Here is a 17,882-nt window from a genome sequence, read left to right on the forward strand (position 1 = left end):
CCTTGAACTCGCCGAAATACTTCGTGATCGCTGCCGTCGTCGACGTCTTGCCATGGTCAACGTGGCCGATCGTGCCGATGTTTACGTGAGGCTTGTTGCGCTCAAACTTACCTTTTGCCATGTCTTCTTTCCTACTGATCGAAAGTTGGGCTAACCGGCCCTTCCGGTTTGGCAGGCGTTTAAGGCTTTCGCAACGAATGCGCAAGCGTTAAATGCATGGGTGAAATCCGCCGGAAACGGGCTGAGGCAGGCCAGATTTACTCTAAATCGTGATGCGGAATCGCTTTTTCAAGGCAAAGCCTTATGGCGAGCTGCTGATTCTCTGCTTGAAGGCGGAAAATGGAGCGGGTAGCGGGAATCGAACCCGCGTATTCAGCTTGGAAGGCTGCTGCTCTACCATTGAGCTATACCCGCGGGGTCATGATCCGAAGCAACGGAATGGTGGAGGGAGTTGGATTTGAACCAACGTAGGCTGAGCCAACGGATTTACAGTCCGTCCCCTTTAACCACTCGGGCATCCCTCCATATTCCGTCGGGATCAAGCGACCAGTGTCGACCGTTCGGCAGTGCCTTGCGGCGGCGCCTTCGATCTGGCGCGGTATATGACGGGCACAATTCATCCTGTCAACACGACGTCCCGGAAAAAATTGCGAAAATTTCCGCCGTCCCCACGCCTGTGCCCGGAGCGGCCATTGGCGCTGCCCTCTTCCCCGGGCGCCGGATTTTTCATGCGCCGTGCAAAACGCTGCACACTTTTGCGCGACATGCTTTATAGAGGCCGCATGAGCAAGGACGATACCGGCGGCAAGTCCGCAAAAGACACCCACTATGCCAAACTCCGCCGGGCGCACCGCGACCAGCGGCGCGAGCGCGGCGAGATCCCGACACCCAAGGACGACCGCCGCCGCAAGCAGGCGGAGGGCTGGAAGGCGCCGGCCGTCGCGCCCGACCAGGTCTATCTCTACGGCCTGCACACGGTGCGCGCGGCGCTCGACAATCCCGAGCGGCGGATCGTCAAGCTCTCCGTCAGCCAGAATGCCGCCCAGCGGCTGGATCTGCCGGACCCTTCGACCCTGCCCTATCCGGTCGAGACCGTGCTTCCGTCCGATCTCGACAAGGTGCTGGGGCCGGAGGCGATCCACCAGGGCGTGATGCTGGAAACGCGCCCGCTGCCGGTGCGGCGCCTCGAGGCGCTGAAGGATTCGCCCCTGCTCCTCGTCCTCGACCAGGTCACCGACCCGCACAATGTGGGCGCCATCATGCGCTCGGCCGTCGCCTTCAACGCCGGCGCCGTCATCACCACGCAGCGCCACTCGCCAACCGAATCGGGCGTGCTGGCCAAGACCGCCTCCGGCGCGCTGGAGCTCATTCCCTATATCCAGATCACCAACCTGTCGGACGCGCTGGAGGAGCTGCACAAGCTCGGCTTCCTGACGGTCGGCCTGGATTCGGAAGGCCCGGCGCCGCTGGAAGGCACGCTTTCCGGCCAGCGCATCGCGCTCGTCATGGGCTCGGAGGGCAAGGGGCTGCGGCAGAAGACGCGCGCCACCTGCAAGGCGCTCGCCCGTCTCGACATGCCCGGCGCAATCAAGTCGCTCAACGTTTCGAACGCCGCCGCCATCGCGCTCTATGCGACGCATCGGCACCTGTTCGGCTGAATGCCTGCGTGAAAACACAAAAAGCCCGCCGTTTCCGGCGGGCCTTTCAATCCGGGAAGGATCGTTAGCTGGCGATCTTCAGGCCGCCGCGGTCGGAAATGACGCGCTCGGCCTCGGAAATGGCCTCGATCTTCGAATCGGCGCTGAGGTTCAGGCCCTCCGCGCGGACGATCTCGACATCCGTGATGCCGATGAAGCCGAGCACGGCCTTCAGGTAGCTTTCCTGGTGATCCATCACCGCCGCCGGGCCGGCGCTGTAGTGACCGCCGCGGGTGGAAACGATGACGACCTTCTTGCCGTTGGCAAGGCCTTCAGGACCTTCCGCCGTGTAGCGGAACGTCTTGCCGGCGACGGCGATGCGGTCGATCCAGGCCTTGAGCTGGCTCGGCAGGGAGAAATTGTACATGGGGGCGCCGAGGACGACGGTATCGGCGGCGAGGAACTCCTCCAGCACGGTCTTGCTGTCCTCGACATCCGACGCGATCTGGGCGTCGATCTCTTCCGGCCTGGCATTCGCGGCCATCAGGTGGGCGCCGGAAAGGTGCGGCAACGGGCTGGCGACGAGGTCGCGATAGGTGACGGCGACGGCGGGCTGTTCAGCCTTGATCTGGGCGACGACGGCGGCCGTCAGGCGGCGGGATACGGAATGGTCTCCGAGAATGCCGGAATCGATATGGAGGACGTTCATGGGGCAGCACCTTTGTTGAAATGGGGTGCAGGACATATGTTCCGAAAACAATCGCATGATTAGACGGCAAAAATCCAATTGACCGTTTCAAATGAGAAACAATAAATCGGGCGACCACTGGAGATGACGCCATGCAGGACCTGAACGATCTCGCGCTTTACGCCGCCGTGGTGCGGCACAAGGGCTTCACCGCGGCCGCCAATGCGCTTTCGGTGCCGAAATCGAAGATCAGCAAGCGCATCGCGGCGCTGGAGGAGCAGCTCGGCGTGCGGCTGATCGAGCGGTCCACCCGCAAGCTCGCCGTCACCGACATCGGCCAATCCTTCTACGAGCGCTGCGAGGCGGTGCTCTCCGGCGTGGAGGCCGCCGAGGCCGTGGTCGCCGTTGCCAAGGCCGAGCCGGCGGGGACCGTGCGCATGTCGATGCCGCCAGGCTTTGCGCCTCTCGTGGCCGACATCCTTCCCGGCTTCATGAAGCGCTATCCGCGGGTGCGCCTGTCCATCCTCACCACCGGGCGGCCGGTGGATCTCATCGAGGAGCGGATCGACGTCGCGCTGCGCGTGCGCGACACCTACGATACAGACCAGTCGCTGATCGTGCGCCGGTTTGGCGGCACGCGGCGCTACCTCGCGGCGAGCCCGCGCTTCCTGGAGCGTCACGGGCCCATTGGCCTTGACGACATCGCCCGCGTGCCCACCCTCTCCATGCAGGAAAACACGCCGCGCGCCATCTGGACGCTTTTCCACGCCGATGGCGAGATGCGCGACGTCGCCCACTCGCCCGTGCTCGCCTGCTCGGATTTCAGCGTGCTGGAGCGGGCGACGATCGAAGGGGTCGGCCTCGGCCTGCTGCCGGACATGATCGTCGAGCGCGGGTTCCGCACCGGCGTGCTGACGCCGGTGCTGCCGGAATGGACGAGCGCGGAGTCTGCCGTGCACGCCGTCTTCACCTCGCGTCACGGCATGTTGCCGGCCGTGCGCGCCCTCCTCGACCACCTTGCGGAGAACCTGCCGCACTCCATGCAGCGCTGCCAGGAAATCGTGCCGAGGGCCGCTTCCGACGGCAACTGGTCGATCTGACCGGCCTTTTTGCTTTACAGCGGCGGAGAATATGCTAACTCCCTCGCGGAGTGCCCTTATAGCTCAGTTGGTAGAGCACCTGATTTGTAATCAGGGGGTCGCGAGTTCGAGTCTTGCTGGGGGCACCACTTATTCTCTCAATCGTGATTTTGGGAAGCGGGCGAGCGTTTCGCCGGTTCGCCATGACGTGCGCCGATTCGGCGATGTGACGGCGTGCCAGGTGCTTCGGGGACGTGCACAAAAAGAAACAGCCGCGCACATGGCGCGGCTGTTCTTTCATGACCGGTCGGATCAATTCTTGCCGACGAAAGTGCAGATGGCGCCGGTTTCAGCTTCGTCCCGGTTGGTCTGCGATGCGGCGTCGCAGTTGCGCTTGATTTCAGCGCGCTGGTCGTCCGACAGTTTGGACCAGCGATCCGGCCATTCGGCTTCCGAGCGCATCTTGCGGGTGCTGGTGTCGCTGAAGAACACGTCACCCGACGCACCGGACCAGACCTGGTGCATATCGCCAGCTTCCTGGTTCACCGCGGAATGATCGGCTTCACCGCCCTGGGTATTATTCGTGTCGCCGCTTTGGGTCTGGGCGTAAGCGGAAAAGCTGATAAGTGCGGCCGTAGCCGTGACCGTTGCCAGTTTCAAAAACATCTGTATCTCCTCTTTCGGCGGTTGATCCGCATGATCCAACAACCCCTCCATCTGGCAAATGTTCCACGCGATCTGAGGGCGTCAGAACAACCCGGCCCGGCAGAGTTAGCCATCCCGTGACGGCTTTGTTAACGTCGCTCCGCCTTTGTGCGGGGCGTTCGGTGCGAGGGTCGCAAGCTCACGCCGTCAGGCGGCTGCATGGGTCCGAAACGATCCATTCGCCGGCCTGTGACGCATTTCGTTACACTCCCGCCCCTGCCTTAACCGCGCGCTAGCTATCCCTGCAGTGTTTATGCAGCAAATCTAAAATTCGTTAGACATAGTCCGGGGCGAGGCCCACCATATCCTCGCAGTCCGCCGTTCACTTCGACCGCCTGCGCTTTCGTACTCGCTTAACCAGTGCATTCCTTCGTCGTCCGGGGTGCCAATGAGATACGTCATCGCCATTTTCGCACTTGTCTGCGCGATCGCCTGGGATTTCACGCAAAATCACGCCTCCTACACGCAGGAGACGGTTCGAAGCATGTCCCATTTCGTTCGCACCACGCTTTGAAGCTGTCACGCCCGGCGCTTGACTTCATCCGGAAAAAGAACATAATGAGAACATTTGGAGGATGCGACCATGCAGAACGATACGCTGGAACGCGGAAATGCCATCCTGGAAGCCTGCCGGTCTCTGAGGGAGCGGCAAATGCAGAACCGCCTCGAGCTTCAGCGCAAGGCAGCGGCAGTCGCAAAGCCGCTCTATGTCCTGAAGAGCAAGAAGCAGTTGGAGCTTCGACTGCAATGACATTGTCCGGCCGCCGCACGCAACCTGCCGGCCGCGAGGAAGCGGTCGAGATTCTCGCGCTTCACAATGGCGATGCGCTGGAGGCCCTTCGCACCATGATCGCCGAACGTGACGCGGTCGAGGAACGGCTGGCGGTCGCCACGCTGGGCATGGCGCGCAGATATGCGTTCCCGCAGCGGGACCGTGGCCGGAATTCGTGATCATCAGCAGTCACGTTGCCGGGCATCCAGGGCGTGCCCGCCCGTTCCTCCCGCATCGATCCATTGCCGCGCGCGGCCGACTGTCCTATAGGCGTCTGTAGCTCGAAACCGGTGCCTTGCGGCACCATCATTCCCGTTTCGGGTTCGGCTCCGCCGATGGGGCCTGTGCGAAACGATCATGCGGAGGAACGGACGTGGCGGCAGACAAGGACCCGGTTTCCAAGGTCACGGTGGAGAAGGACAGCAAGGGGCGCTATTTCTTCGCGCTGACCTATCGCGGCGTCACCTATCCGGTGAACGGCCCGTTCCCCAATCCGCTCCAGGCGGCCGCCGCGGGGCAGGCCGTGCTCAAGAAGCTCGAAGCGCAGGCCGGCGGCGGGAAATCCTGAGCAGAGGCGAGCAGCCGCCTTCCCCTTTCCATCGCCGTCATATTTTTCAGGTGCGCATGCCGTAAAGGCATGCGACAAAGACCGGCCTGGCGCAATTCCGGCAGAAGCGCGAACGTTGCGTGGAAACAGGGAGCGGGAGCGCAGAGGCGAACGGCGCGTGGAACGCACCGGTTCGGGCAAGGCTTTGCAGCGAGGATGCGGATCAGGGCATGACGCGTAATTTCACATCCCTCTCCTTCGTCGCCTCGCAGGCGTCCGAAGCGCAGGAAGCGCGCGACGAACTGATCGCCATCTACGGCAATACGGATCCGGAAGAGGCCGACGTGATCGTCGCGCTCGGCGGCGATGGCTTCATGCTGCAGACGCTGCACACGACGATGAATACCGGCAAGCGGGTCTACGGCATGAACCGCGGCTCGATCGGCTTCCTGATGAACCGCTACGATGCGAAGGACCTGCCGGCCCGCATCGAGAAGGCCGTGGAGAACGCCTTCCGCCCGCTGGAGATGGTGACGGGCGATGCGAGCGGCCAGGAGCGCCGGGCGCTTGCCATCAACGAGGTCTATCTGTTCCGCCAGTCCTACCAGGCCGCCAAGCTGCGCGTCAGCGTGGACGGGCGCGTGCGGCTGGAGGAGCTGATCTGCGACGGCCTGCTGCTCGCCACGCCCGCCGGCTCCACGGCCTACAACCTTTCCGCCCACGGGCCCATCCTGCCGCTCGAGGCGCCGCTTCTCGCGCTGACGCCGGTCAGCGCCTTCCGGCCGCGCCGCTGGCGCGGCGCGCTGCTGCCCAACAAGGTGACGGTGGAGATCGAGGTGCTGGAGGCGGAGAAGCGGCCGGTCAATGCGGTCGCCGACAACACCGAGGTGAAGTCCGTCACCACGGTGCGGATCGCCGAATCGGCCGGCCTTTCGGCGCGCATCCTCTCCGACCCGGATCATTCCTGGTCCGACCGGATTCTCGCCGAACAATTCGATTATTGACGGTGCGACAGCAACGGGACAGGACTTCGCCATGAAACGGCACATGCTTGCCAGCGCCCTCGCCTTCCTTCTCCTCGCCGGCTCTCCGGTCAGGGCCGCGGACGAATCGCCCGTCCCGGAAACGGTGACCTTCGTGGTGAGCACCGGATTCTGGGAGGAACCGGCCGAGGACGACACCGACGCGAGCGCCAGGCCGGACAGCGGCCAGCAGGCCGCCATGCGCCGCGGCTATTACAAGCTGGCCGCCGTGCGCCAGCCCGATGGCACGGCGCAGGTCCACCTGCAGCAGATCGAGGCGACCGACGGTGGCCCGAAGGTCGCCTCCTCCACCGTGCTGGACGAGTTCTCGGCCATGAAGCCCTATGTGACCGACATCCGCCCGGAGAACTCTTCCGGCATCACCACGCAGCCAGGCCTCTTCGCCACCGTCTACCTGAAGACCGATCCGAATGTCGCCGAGCCCGAAAGCTGGACCGTGCTGATCGACGATCTCGGCGAGATCAAGGTCGAGCGGGCGACGAACTGAAAACGGGCGCCGAAGCGCCCGTTCACCATATCCTATCCGGCTAGGCTCAGTTCAGGTCGTCGACGACCGCATCCGCGCCGCCGTTGACGCGATGCGCGAGCGCGGCCTCCATGAACTCGTTGAGCTCGCCGTCGAGGACATCCGACGGGGCCGAGCTTTCGACGCCGGTGCGCAGGTCCTTGACGAGCTGGTAGGGCTGCAGGACGTAGGAACGGATCTGGTGACCCCAGCCGATGTCCGTCTTGGAGGCGGATTCGGCGTTGGCGGCCTCCTCGCGCTTCTTCAGCTCCGCCTCGTAGAGGCGGGCACGCAGCATGTCCCAGGCCTTGGCGCGGTTCTTGTGCTGCGAGCGCTCCTGCTGGCAGGCGACCACGATGCCGGTCGGGATATGGGTGATTCGCACGGCCGAGTCCGTCGTGTTGACGTGCTGGCCGCCGGCGCCCGACGAACGATAGGTGTCGATGCGGCAGTCGCTCTCGTTCACCTCGATGTTGATCGTGTCGTCGACGACGGGATAGACCCAGATCGACGAGAACGAGGTGTGCCGCCGCGCATTGCTGTCATAGGGCGAGATGCGCACCAGCCGGTGCACGCCCGATTCCGTCTTGAGCCAGCCATAGGCGTTGTGGCCCTTGACGAGGATGGTCGCGGACTTGATGCCGGCCTCTTCGCCGTCGTGGACTTCGAGCAGCTCGACCTTGTAGCCCGAGCGCTCCGCCCAGCGGGTGTACATGCGCAGGAGCATGTTCGCCCAGTCCTGGCTTTCCGTGCCGCCGGCGCCGGAATGCACTTCGAGATAGGTGTCGTTGCCGTCGGCCTCGCCGGAGAGCATGGCTTCCACCTGCTTGCGCGCGGCCTCGCCGGCAAGCGTCTTCAGCGCGGCCTCGGCGTCCTTGACGACGGAATCGTCACCCTCCTCCTCGCCGAGCTCGATCAGCTCGACATTGTCCCTGAGCTGCTGCTCGATGGCCTTGACGCCATTGATGCCCTCATCGAGCTGCTGGCGCTCGCGCATCAGCTTCTGGGCTTCCTGGGCGTCGTTCCAGAGGGTGGGGTCCTCCGCCTTGTTGTTCAACCAGTCCAGACGTCTTATTGCCTGATCCCAGTCAAAGATGCCTCCTCAGCAGGCTTATGGCCTGCTTGATTTCGTCGACGATATTCTCGATTTCCGCGCGCATGTCCGTTTCTTCGATGCTTCAGGTTTCGGTGGCCCCGAAATAGAGAGGGCGGGCGCGGATGTAAAGCCCGCGCCCGCCCGCAAAAGGATCCCGCTGGATCAGAACAGGCCGCCGCTGCCGCCCGTCACCGCCTGGTTGGCCTGCGGCGAGCTCTTCAGGATCTCCTCGGGCGTGGCATATTCGTCGCCGCCGATGACGGAGAAGACGTCGGCCGGGCCAGTGCCGGGCTTGAAAGCTTCCATGATCGTGTCCGGGTCGCCTTCATAGGCCTGCATGCCGGTCTTGCGGTTGACGGCGATGAATTTCATGCCCTCGGGCACGATGAACTTCGTCGGGCGCGTGCCTTCGAGGGCGGCCTGCATGAATTCGTTGAAGATCGGCGCGGAGAGCGAGCCGCCGGTCGCGCCGCGGCCAAGCGGGGCCGGGTTGTCGAAACCGATATAGAGGCCGGCGACGAGATCGGGCGTATAACCGACGAACCAGGCGTCCTTCTCGTCATTGGTGGTGCCGGTCTTGCCGGCCGTCGGGCGGTCGAGCTTGATCTTGCCGGCGGCGGTGCCGCGGGTGACGACGCCTTCCATCATGGAGGTGATCTGGTAGGCGGTCATCGGGTCGAGCACCTGCTCGCGGTTGTCGACCAGCGTCGGCTCCTCCTGGTTTTCCCAGTCGCTGGCGTTGCAGTTCTCGCAGGTCCGCTCCTCGTGGCGGAAGATCGTCTTGCCGTAGCGGTCCTGGATGCGGTCGATCAGCGACGGCTTGATCTGCTTGCCGCCATTGGCGAGCACCGCATAGGCCGAGACCATGCGCAGCACGGTCGTCTCGCCGGAGCCGAGCGACATGGCGAGAACGGGCAGCATCTTGTCGTAGATGCCGAAGCGCTCGGCATATTCGGCGACGAGGTTCATGCCCATGTCGTTGGCGAGGCGCACCGTCATGAGGTTGCGCGAGCGCTCGATGCCGAGGCGCAGCGTCGAGGGGCCGGCCGAGCCGCCGCCGTAGTTCTGCGGGCGCCAGACCTGGCCGCCGGCGACGATCTCGATCGGCGCGTCCAGGATCACCGAGGCGGGCGTATAGCCGTTGTCGAGGGCCGCGGCATAGACGAAGGGCTTGAAGGACGAGCCCGGCTGGCGCATCGCCTGCGTGGCGCGGTTGAATTCGGACTGGCCGTAGGAGAAGCCGCCGACCATGGCGAGCACGCGGCCGGTGTGCGGGTCCATGGCGACGAGACCGCCCTGCACCTTCGGCGGCTGGCGCAGCCGGTAGGTGCCGCCTTCCATCGGTTCGACATAGACGACGTCGCCGGCCCCGAAGACGCCGGCGGGAGACCTGGCCGTCTTGCGGTCGCCCTTGGCCGAGCGATAGGCCCAGCTCATGCTCTTGGCCTCGATGCGGCCGGTCACGCGCTCGGCGACGACCTTGCCGGAGGCATCCTTGCTCGGCTGCAGGCCGATGTCGGCGCCGCCGTCGTCGACGGCGAGCACGACGGCGAGCTTCCATTCCGGCACATCGGCAAGCGAATCGATCTTGGCGAGTTCGACGCCCCAGTCGCCGCCGATCTCGATGGACTTGACCGGACCGTGGAAGCCGCGGCGCTCGTCATAGCTCAGCAGGCCGTGCTGCAGCGCCTTGCGGGCGGCGACCTGGATGCGCGGATCGAGCGAGGTGCGGACCGACAGGCCGCCTTCGTAGAGCGCGTTGTCGCCGTAGCGCTCGATGATCTGGCGGCGGACCTCTTCCGAGAAATATTCCGAGGCGAAGAGCGAGGTGCCGCGGTGGCGCGGCGTGACGCCGAGCGGCTGTGCCTTGGCGTCCGCGCCGTCGCTCTGGCTGACATAGCCGTTCTCGACCATGCGGTCGATGACCCAGTTGCGGCGCTCGATGGCGGCCTCGGTGCGGCGGAAGGGATGGTAGTTCGACGGTCCCTTCGGCAGGGCGGCGAGATAGGCGGTCTCGGCGATCGACAGTTCCGTGACGGACTTGTCGAAATAGGTGAGCGCGGCGCCGGCGATGCCGTAGGAGTTCAGGCCGAAGAAGATCTCGTTGAGGTAGAGTTCGAGGATGCGGTCCTTCGAATAGGCCTGCTCGATGCGGAAGGAAAGGATCGCTTCCTTGACCTTGCGGTCGATGGTCTGGTCCGAGGAGAGCAGGAAGTTCTTGGCGACCTGCTGGGTGATGGTCGATGCGCCGACCGGACGGCGGCCCGAGCCCATGTTCTGCAGGTTGACCACGATGGCGCGGAAAAGGCCGGTCACGTCGACGCCGGGATGCTGGTAGAAGTTCTTGTCTTCCGCAGAGAGGAAGGCGGCCTTGACGCGGTCCGGGATCGCCTGGATGGGCAGGTAAAGGCGGCGTTCGCGGGCATATTCGCCCATCAGCGCGCCGTTGCCGGCATGGACGCGGGTCGTCACCGGCGGCGCGTAGTTGTTCAAGACCTCATAATCGGGAAGATCCTTGGCCACACTTCCGAGATAGAGGGCGACCGCCCCCGCCACGCCGAGAAAGAACACGGCGCCAATCCCGAAGAAATATCCAATCAGTCTGATCATGAGCCAGTTACCGATGCCCTATGTCTTATAATTTTCATCGGGCGGACCTGCCGCCCGGCCTAGCCGGCCTTTGCGCCTTCGTGTCGAAGACGAGTCGTCCTGTTTTCCCGCCCCGTCTAGCGATCGGAATGTGAGGAAAATAGGGCTTACAGCATGTGTTGCGGCTTCGCCACCGCACAATGGCGGCCGCTGTCACTTTTCCGGCACAGCAGACGCCGGCACAACCTGTCGGCCGTCCGCCAGGCCCGCCTCAACCGCCGTTCGCGACGATGGCGGTCCGATATTGCTCCACGGCCCCCGCGATGAGGCCCGCGACCTTCTTCTGCCAGGCCGGGTCGACCAGCAACTGCTCGTCGTCCTTGTTCGACAGGAAGCCGAGTTCGAGCAGGATCGACGGCACGTCCGGCGCGGTCAGCACGCGGAAGCCGGCATGGCGGTGCGGGTTGTTGATCAGCAGCACCTCGTCCTTGAACTTGTCGACCACGTTCTGGGCGAGATTGATGGAGAAGGCCTGGGTCTCGCGGCGGGTGAGGTCCAGCAGGATGTCGGCGACCTCGGCGGGCTCGTCGACGAAGGCGACGCCGGCGATCTGGTCGGAAAGGTTCTCGCGCTCGGCAAGGCTGGCGGCAAGGCTGTCGGAGGCCTTGTCGGAGATGGTGTAGATCGTCGCGCCGCGGATGTCCTTCTGCTTCAAGGTATCGGCATGGATGGAAATCAGCAGGTTCGCGCCTTCGCTGCGGGCGAGCTGCACGCGCTGGGAGAGGGAAAGGAACTCGTCCTTGTCGCGCGTCAGGATCGCGCGCGTGCCGGGCAGCCTGTTCAGCTCGGCGGCAAGCTCTCGGGCGAAGGCGAGCGTGACGTGCTTTTCCTCCGTCTTGGTGACGCCGCCGCGCGCGCCGTTGTCGATGCCGCCATGGCCCGCGTCGACCGCGATGACGAAGGGCCCGTCCGCCTTGCCGCCGGGCAGCATGACGGCGGGCTGCTCGCCGCCCGCCGGGACCGCGGCCTCCTGCCAGCTCTGCTTTTCCATCTGGGCCTGAAAGACCTCGCCGGTGACGATCGCCGTGTCGATCACGAGGCGGTAGCTTGCCGCGCCCTGCTCTTCCTGCACTTCGGCAAGCACCACTCCGACCGGGCGCGTGGCCGTCAGGACGATGCGGGAGCGGCCGGCCGCCATCGTGCCGTAGCGGATCTCGGAGAAGATGCCGCGCGCCTCCAGTTCCTCCGCCTTGATGCCGAAATCGGTCTCCGGCAGGTCGATCAGCACGCGGTAGGGATTGGCGACGTAATGGACCGCGAAATCCGGCTTGCGGTCGAAGTCGATGATGATGCGCGTGCGGGCATCGTCACCGGCAATGCGCGCGCCGAAGGCGAGCAGCGGCGCCGGGGAAGCGGCCGCCGCGCAAGCGGGCGTGCCCGCCGCAAGACAAAGGACGAGAAACAGCGCACGCCCGAGGCGGCGAAGCGGATTGTCGGTCGGAAGGCGTAGCATCACCACTGGCAGTCCGTTCAAACGCGTGGAAACCGCGCGATGCGGTGCTGGACACGGCCCATAGATGCCCCCATATGGTTAACCAAAGCTTGCTGGCGGGCGCATGCCCGGCAGCAGCCGCACACATAGCGGCAAATCCAACGACATTATGACGCTTTCGGCTTTTCCCTTGCCATTGTGACATATCCGCCATAAAAGCAAAATCAGGGAAAAAGAATAGACGGGATAGAATCGTCTGGAGCAGGCAGCCACCCCTTCGGGATCTTGGCGCCAAACCGGGCCTTCATCCGCCGTCGCACTGCTTTTTCCCGGCCGATTAGATCGCGTAAACCGGCGGTGGCCGGAACAGTCAAGGTGGGTTTCCACCGCACGCCCTTTCCAAGGGCATTTCATCGGACCGATCAGGTCTATGGCACTGGCATTCTCGTTGGACGTTGATGTTGTCACGGCGGATTCTATCAGAGGGTAACCGGCACTGGAGCGCATGCGTTCCGGCCTCCCTCCGTCCGCTCACCCCTCACCGGGGCCCGACGGGAACTTACTTATCCGGCGCATCCCTCTCCTCCCCCGGCACGTCCCTTTCAGGGACCGGCTCGCCGCCAGGATTGCGGCTGCGCCGAGGAGCTCAAATTAAATGGCAGAGAAAATGCTCATCGATGCGTCTCACGCTGAGGAGACGCGGGTTGTCGTCGTACGCGGGAACCGCATAGAAGAATTCGACTTCGAATCCCAATACAAGAAGCAGATCCGCGGCAATATCTACCTTGCCAAGGTCACGCGCGTCGAGCCGTCGCTCCAGGCGGCCTTCGTCGATTACGGCGGCAATCGCCACGGCTTCCTGGCCTTCGCCGAAATCCACCCGGATTACTACCAGATCCCCCTCGCCGACCGTCAGGCGCTCCTGAGGGCCGAGGCCGAGGAGCACCGCCGCGACGACGACATCGAGCCGATCGAGACGGGCACGCGCTCCTCAGGCGAGAGCGAGGCTGAAGCCGCAGCCGCCGTCGAGGAGACCCCGGCGGAAGCGCCCGCCGAGGCGGAAGTCGTCGAAGCCTCCGCCGATCTCGCCGCCGAAGAGGCCCCGGCCGAAAAGCCGAAGAAGCCGCGCCGCCCCCGCAAGGCCAAGGCGAAGACCGAGGAAGAAGCGCTGGCCGCCGAAGAAGCCGCCGCCGCCACCGAGGGCAGCGACGACGAGACGCCCGGCGGCGCGATGGCCATGGCCGTCGACACCGACGAGATCTCCGAGCCGGCCGAGCGCAAGCGTGGCCGTCGCCGCCGCGATGACGACGACGATGACGACGACCAGGGCGGCGAGGAAAAGGAAATCATCGAGTCCGTCGGCGCCGAAGACGCCATGGAAGAGGTTCCGGACCGCGTGCAGCGCAAGCCGCGCAAGCAGTACCGCATCCAGGAAGTCATCAAGCGCCGGCAGATCCTGCTCGTGCAGGTCGCCAAGGAAGAGCGCGGCAACAAGGGCGCGGCGCTCACCACCTACCTGTCGCTTGCCGGCCGCTACTCCGTGCTGATGCCGAACACGGCGCGCGGCGGCGGCATTTCCCGCAAGATCACCAACCTGCAGGACCGCAAGCGCCTGAAGGAGATCGCCCGCGATCTGGAAGTTCCGCAGGGCATGGGCGTCATTCTGCGCACCGCCGGGGCGAACCGCACCCGCGTCGAGGTCAAGCGCGACTTCGAATACCTGATGCGCCTGTGGGAGAACGTCCGCACGCTGACGCTCGCCTCCACGGCCCCCTGCCTCGTCTATGAGGAAGGCTCGCTCATCAAGCGCTCGATCCGCGACCTCTACAACAAGGACATCAGCGAGATCGTCGTTGCCGGCGAGGAAGGCTACCGCGAGGCGAAAGCCTTCATGAAGATGCTGATGCCGAGCCACGCGAAGGTCGTCCAGCCCTACCGCGACGTGCATCCGATCTTCTCGCGCTCGGGCATCGAGGCCCAGCTCGACCGCATGCTGCAGCCGCAGGTGACGCTGAAGTCCGGCGGCTACATCATCATCAACCAGACCGAGGCGCTCGTCTCGATCGACGTCAACTCCGGCCGCTCGACGCGCGAGCACTCCATCGAGGAGACCGCGCTCCAGACGAACCTGGAAGCGGCCGAGGAAGTGGCGCGCCAGCTTCGCCTGCGCGACCTTGCCGGCCTCGTCGTCATCGACTTCATCGACATGGAGGAGAAGCGCAACAACCGGGCCGTCGAGAAGCGCCTGAAGGATCATCTCAAGAACGACCGCGCACGCATCCAGGTCGGCCGCATCTCGCATTTCGGCCTGCTGGAAATGTCGCGCCAGCGCATCCGCGCCTCTGTTCTCGAATCGACGATGCAGACCTGCCCGCACTGCAACGGCACGGGCCATATCCGCTCGCAGTCGTCGGTCGCGCTGCATGTCCTGCGCGGCATCGAGGAATATCTCCTCAAGAACACGACGCACAACATCACCGTCCGCGCGACGCCCGACATCGCGCTCTACCTGCTCAACCACAAGCGCGGCACCATCATCGATTACGAAGCCCGCTTCGGCGTCGCCATCATCATCGAGGCGGATGCCCATGTCGGCGCGCAGCACTTCGCGATCGACCGCGGCGAGCCTGTCGAGACCCCGGTCAAGATCGACCAGATCCTGCATTTCGAGCCGGAACCGGAAGAAGATGACGATGTGGTGATCGAGGACGAGATCGACGAGGAAGAGGACGATGCCCGTCCGGCTGCGGCCGCGCAGGGCTCCGCGTCGACCTCCTCGGACGAGAACGGCCGCAACAAGCGCAAGCGCCGTCGTCGCCGTCGTGGCCGTGGCCGCGAGAACGGCGAAGGCACCGATACCGCATCCTTCGGCGGCGAACAGGCCGGCGACGAGGATGTGCTCGACGACGACGAGGTGGACGGCGAAGAGGGCGCGGAAGCCTCTCAGGCGCAGGCCGACGAGACGCCCGAGCAGCGCCGCAAGCGCCGTCGCCGCGGCAAGCGTGGCGGCCGTCGCAACCGTCCCGAGGACGGCTCGCTCGAAGCCGGCGCCGAAGCGGACGACGCCGATGGCGAGAATGACGCCGAAGGCGGCGATGCCGACGAGGTGGAGGTCGCCGAAACGGACGTGGCGGTTGCAGCCGAGGAAATCCCGGCCGAGCCCGTTGCCGAAGAACCGCCGGCAAAGCCGAAGCGCGCGCGCCGCAGCCGCGCCAAGGCCGTCGAAGACGCCACGACCGACGAGGCCGCCCGCAGCGAGATCGAGGCACAGCCGGCCCCGGTCGTCGCCGCGGCGGAGGCAGCGCCTGCCGAACCGGAGGTCGCCGAGGCGTCCGCCGATCTCGAAGAGCCGGCCAAGCCCGCCCGGGCCAATCGCGATATCTCCAGGATCGCCTCGGAGCCGGTGATCAAGTCGTCTTCGACGAAGGAGGCGGCCACGGACGAGGACGCCGAAAAGCCCAAGAAGGGCGGCTGGTGGCAGCGCCGCGGCTTCTTCTGAGAGGCTCTGCATCGTCGGATTGAACGAGGCCCGGTTTTCGCCGGGCCTTTTTCGTGCGCGCCGGAATCGGGTGGCTGCGTCCCTGGCCTTCTGCGACACCCGCGGTCGTCAGAAACCAGCAGGGAGCCACCAATGACACGCCTCGATACCAAGGTCGCCATCATCACCGGCGCAAGTTCCGGCATCGGCCGCGCCGCCGCGCTGCTCTTCGCCCGGCAGGGGGCCAGCGTCGTGCTTTCGGCACGCGGGCGCGACCGGCTGGAGGCGGTCGCCGAGGAGATCCGCGCGGCCGGCGGGGCGGCCCTGGCCGTCCCGGGCAACGTCAGCGAGGAGGCGCATCATACGGCGCTGGTCGATGCCGCGCAGGCGGAATTCGGCGGCCTCGACATCGCCTTCAACAATGCCGGCACCACCGGGCCGGTCGGCGCCCTCCCCGAGCTTTCCATGGCGGCGTGGCAAAGCGTGCTCGCCGTCAACCTGACAAGCGGCTTCCTTGCCGCGAAGTACCAGCTCCCCGCCATGGAGGCGCGCGGCGGCGGCAGCATCGTCTTCACGTCGACCTTCGTCGGCTACACGGCCGGCTTTCCGGGGCTTGCCGCCTATGCGGCGTCGAAATCCGGCCTCGTCGGGCTCGTGCAGGTGCTGGCCTGCGAATACGGCGCGAGGGGCATTCGCGTCAATGCGCTGCTGCCCGGCGCAACGGATACGCCGATGGGCCGCCACGTCGCAAATACGCCGGAGGCCTTGCAGTTCGTCGCGGGCCTCAACGCCTTCAAGCGCATCGCCGAGCCCGAGGAGATCGCACAGGCCGCGCTGTTCCTCTGCTCGCCGGCCTCCAGCTTCACGACCGGCACGGCGATGCTCGTCGACGGCGGCGTCTCGATCAACCGGGCCTGAGAAAGTGAATCACATGCCTGAAGAATCGATTCCGCTTCCGGCCGCAAGCCGCTGAAGCGGAATCGCTTTCCGGCCTCAGGCGAGCCAGCGCGCGAGGCGGTCGACCGCCTCGCTCATCTCCTCGAAGGAGCCGGCATAGGAAAAGCGCATGGTGTGATGGCCGTCGCGCGGATCGAAATCGATGCCGGGCGTCGCGGCCACATCCGTCTCTGCCAGCATGCGGCGGGCAAACGCCATGCTGTCATTGGTGAAGCGGCCGACATCGACATAGGCGTAGAAGGCGCCGTCCATCGGCGAGGCGATGGAGAAGCCGAGTTCCGGCAGGCGCTTCACCAGGAAATCGCGGTTCACGCGATAGGCGTCGCGATAGACGTTCAGTTCCGCCTCGGCGCCGAGGGCCGCTTCGGCGGCAATCTGCGAGAGTTCCGGCGCGGAGATGTAGAGGCTCTGGGCGATGCGCTCGACCGGGCGCACCAGCGTTTCCGGCAGCACCATCCAGCCGATCCGCCAGCCGGTCATGCAATAGTATTTGGAGAAGGAGTTGATGATCACCGCCTCCTCGCCGAATTCCAGCGCCGTCGCCTCCTCGCCGACGAAGGTGAGGCCGTGATAGATCTCGTCCGAGATGAAGGCGATGCCATTATCCCGGCAATAGGCCGAGAGCGCCGCAAGGTTCGCCCGGCCCGTCACGGTGCCGGTCGGGTTGGCCGGGCTTGCCAGCAGCACGCCGTCGATGCGTCCCGCCGCCGCCAGCGCCTCGGGCGTCAGCGTGAAGCCGTTTTCCGCATTCACCTCGATCTCCACCGTCTCGATGCCGAGCGCGGCGAGGATGTTGCGGTAGGCAGGATAGCCGGGACGCGCGATGGCGACGCGGTCGCCGGCGTCGAACAGCGCGAGGAAGGCAAGGTTGAAGCCGGCGGACGAGCCCGTGGTGATGGCGATGCGGCCGGGATCGACCGAAACGCCGTGGCGGGCCTCGTAGAAATCCGAAATGGCGGTGCGAAGCGAAAGGAGGCCGAGCGCGTCGGTATAGCCGATGCGGCCGATGTCGAGCGCCCGGCGCGCCGCCGCGCGCGCGGCCTCGGGCGCCGGGTGCACCGGCTGGCCGACGGCCATGGAGATCACCGGGCGGCCGCTCGCACGGCGCCTGGTCGCCTCGGCCAGCACGTCCATGGCGTGAAAGGGTTCGACGGCGCCGCGGCGGGAGAGTTTCATGGGCTTGCCTTTCGGTTCCTGGCCGGTTCCTGGGATGCCGCCTTCCTGCCGCAAGATGCCGGCATTCACAATCCCGCGAGGGCCGAAAATCCGCCGCTTTTGCCCTATCGTTTGCACC

At 65.3% G+C, this 17,882-nt stretch carries 16 protein-coding genes and 3 tRNA genes; 10 read left to right on the plus strand and 9 right to left on the minus strand.

All coding sequences use genetic code 11. From position 1 onward, the window contains the following. The 3 genes from L0976_RS22115 to L0976_RS22125 form a co-directional block, all read right to left on the minus strand. Nucleotides 1-121: GTP-binding protein (locus tag L0976_RS22115; protein ID WP_234189390.1), on the minus strand; the 121-nt coding region annotated here is incomplete at its 3' end. A 219-nt stretch (nt 122-340) separates the two neighbouring features. Beyond that, nucleotides 341-414 (minus strand) — tRNA-Gly (locus L0976_RS22120). A 25-nt stretch (nt 415-439) separates the two neighbouring features. Continuing rightward, a tRNA-Tyr gene (locus L0976_RS22125) sits at nt 440-524 on the minus strand. A 258-nt stretch (nt 525-782) separates the two neighbouring features. On the opposite strand from L0976_RS22125, the gene rlmB reads away from it, so the two are divergent. Then, on the plus strand, nt 783-1,658 hold the full coding sequence (rlmB, locus tag L0976_RS22130) for a 23S rRNA (guanosine(2251)-2'-O)-methyltransferase RlmB (protein ID WP_234189309.1): 876 nt from the start codon (nt 783-785) through the stop codon (nt 1,656-1,658). 64 nt (nt 1,659-1,722) lie between these two features. On the opposite strand, the gene L0976_RS22135 is transcribed toward rlmB, so the two are convergent. Next, the gene (locus tag L0976_RS22135; RefSeq protein ID WP_234189310.1) at nt 1,723-2,346 is read right to left on the minus strand and encodes an FMN-dependent NADH-azoreductase; all 624 of its coding nucleotides are present in this window, start codon (nt 2,344-2,346) and stop codon (nt 1,723-1,725) included. Between the two features lie 131 nt (nt 2,347-2,477). On the opposite strand from L0976_RS22135, the gene L0976_RS22140 reads away from it, so the two are divergent. Beyond that, a complete protein-coding gene (locus tag L0976_RS22140; RefSeq protein WP_234189311.1) occupies nt 2,478-3,425 on the plus strand; it encodes a LysR family transcriptional regulator in 948 nt (315 codons plus the stop codon). A 52-nt stretch (nt 3,426-3,477) separates the two neighbouring features. Continuing rightward, nucleotides 3,478-3,553, plus strand: a tRNA-Thr gene (locus L0976_RS22145). Nucleotides 3,554-3,716: 163 nt separating this feature from the next. On the opposite strand, the gene L0976_RS22150 is transcribed toward L0976_RS22145, so the two are convergent. After that, nucleotides 3,717-4,070, minus strand: a complete 354-nt coding sequence (locus L0976_RS22150; protein WP_234189312.1) for a hypothetical protein — start codon at nt 4,068-4,070, stop codon at nt 3,717-3,719. A 622-nt stretch (nt 4,071-4,692) separates the two neighbouring features. On the opposite strand from L0976_RS22150, the gene L0976_RS22155 reads away from it, so the two are divergent. The 5 genes from L0976_RS22155 (at nt 4,693) to L0976_RS22175 (ending at nt 6,958) form a co-directional block, all read left to right on the plus strand. Further along, nucleotides 4,693-4,860 carry a hypothetical protein gene (locus L0976_RS22155; protein WP_203318684.1) on the plus strand — a complete coding sequence of 56 codons (168 nt, stop codon included), beginning with the start codon at nt 4,693-4,695 and terminating at the stop codon, nt 4,858-4,860. Then, nucleotides 4,857-5,060, plus strand: coding sequence for a hypothetical protein (locus L0976_RS22160; protein ID WP_203318683.1), 204 nt, complete (start codon nt 4,857-4,859; stop codon nt 5,058-5,060). The genes L0976_RS22155 and L0976_RS22160 overlap by 4 nt, the downstream gene beginning before the upstream one ends. A gap of 194 nt (nt 5,061-5,254) precedes the next feature. Further along, nucleotides 5,255-5,449 (plus strand): hypothetical protein, encoded by a 195-nt coding sequence (locus L0976_RS22165; RefSeq protein WP_203318682.1) that lies wholly within the window; start codon nt 5,255-5,257, stop codon nt 5,447-5,449. A 209-nt stretch (nt 5,450-5,658) separates the two neighbouring features. Beyond that, on the plus strand, nt 5,659-6,432 hold the full coding sequence (locus tag L0976_RS22170; RefSeq protein ID WP_203318681.1) for an NAD kinase: 774 nt from the start codon (nt 5,659-5,661) through the stop codon (nt 6,430-6,432). 31 nt (nt 6,433-6,463) lie between these two features. Beyond that, nucleotides 6,464-6,958 (plus strand): hypothetical protein, encoded by a 495-nt coding sequence (locus L0976_RS22175; protein WP_203318680.1) that lies wholly within the window; start codon nt 6,464-6,466, stop codon nt 6,956-6,958. A 46-nt stretch (nt 6,959-7,004) separates the two neighbouring features. On the opposite strand, the gene prfB is transcribed toward L0976_RS22175, so the two are convergent. The 3 genes from prfB to L0976_RS22190 form a co-directional block, all read right to left on the minus strand. Continuing rightward, nucleotides 7,005-8,136 (minus strand): peptide chain release factor 2 gene (prfB, locus tag L0976_RS22180; RefSeq protein WP_203318679.1). Its coding sequence is split into 2 segments (ribosomal slippage): nt 7,005-8,066 and nt 8,068-8,136, totalling 1,131 coding nucleotides; the frame shifts between segments, so codons are not numbered across the junction. Between the two features lie 98 nt (nt 8,137-8,234). Then, nucleotides 8,235-10,682 carry a penicillin-binding protein 1A gene (locus L0976_RS22185; protein ID WP_234189313.1) on the minus strand — a complete coding sequence of 816 codons (2,448 nt, stop codon included), beginning with the start codon at nt 10,680-10,682 and terminating at the stop codon, nt 8,235-8,237. A gap of 250 nt (nt 10,683-10,932) precedes the next feature. Continuing rightward, complete coding sequence (locus L0976_RS22190) at nt 10,933-12,174, minus strand: N-acetylmuramoyl-L-alanine amidase (RefSeq protein WP_234189391.1); 1,242 nt, start codon at nt 12,172-12,174, stop codon at nt 10,933-10,935. A 634-nt stretch (nt 12,175-12,808) separates the two neighbouring features. Here L0976_RS22190 and L0976_RS22195 point away from each other — a divergent pair. Next, nucleotides 12,809-15,652 carry a ribonuclease E/G gene (locus tag L0976_RS22195; protein WP_234189314.1) on the plus strand — a complete coding sequence of 948 codons (2,844 nt, stop codon included), beginning with the start codon at nt 12,809-12,811 and terminating at the stop codon, nt 15,650-15,652. Between the two features lie 132 nt (nt 15,653-15,784). Continuing rightward, nucleotides 15,785-16,549: an SDR family oxidoreductase gene (locus L0976_RS22200; protein WP_234189315.1), complete on the plus strand. Its 765-nt coding sequence runs from the start codon at nt 15,785-15,787 to the stop codon at nt 16,547-16,549. Between the two features lie 75 nt (nt 16,550-16,624). On the opposite strand, the gene L0976_RS22205 is transcribed toward L0976_RS22200, so the two are convergent. After that, nucleotides 16,625-17,764: a pyridoxal phosphate-dependent aminotransferase gene (locus tag L0976_RS22205; RefSeq protein ID WP_234189316.1), complete on the minus strand. Its 1,140-nt coding sequence runs from the start codon at nt 17,762-17,764 to the stop codon at nt 16,625-16,627. Nucleotides 17,765-17,882 lie beyond the last annotated feature (118 nt).

This window comes from Shinella sp. NM-101 (genome assembly GCF_021401195.1).
Taxonomy (GTDB): Bacteria; Pseudomonadota; Alphaproteobacteria; order Rhizobiales; family Rhizobiaceae; genus Shinella.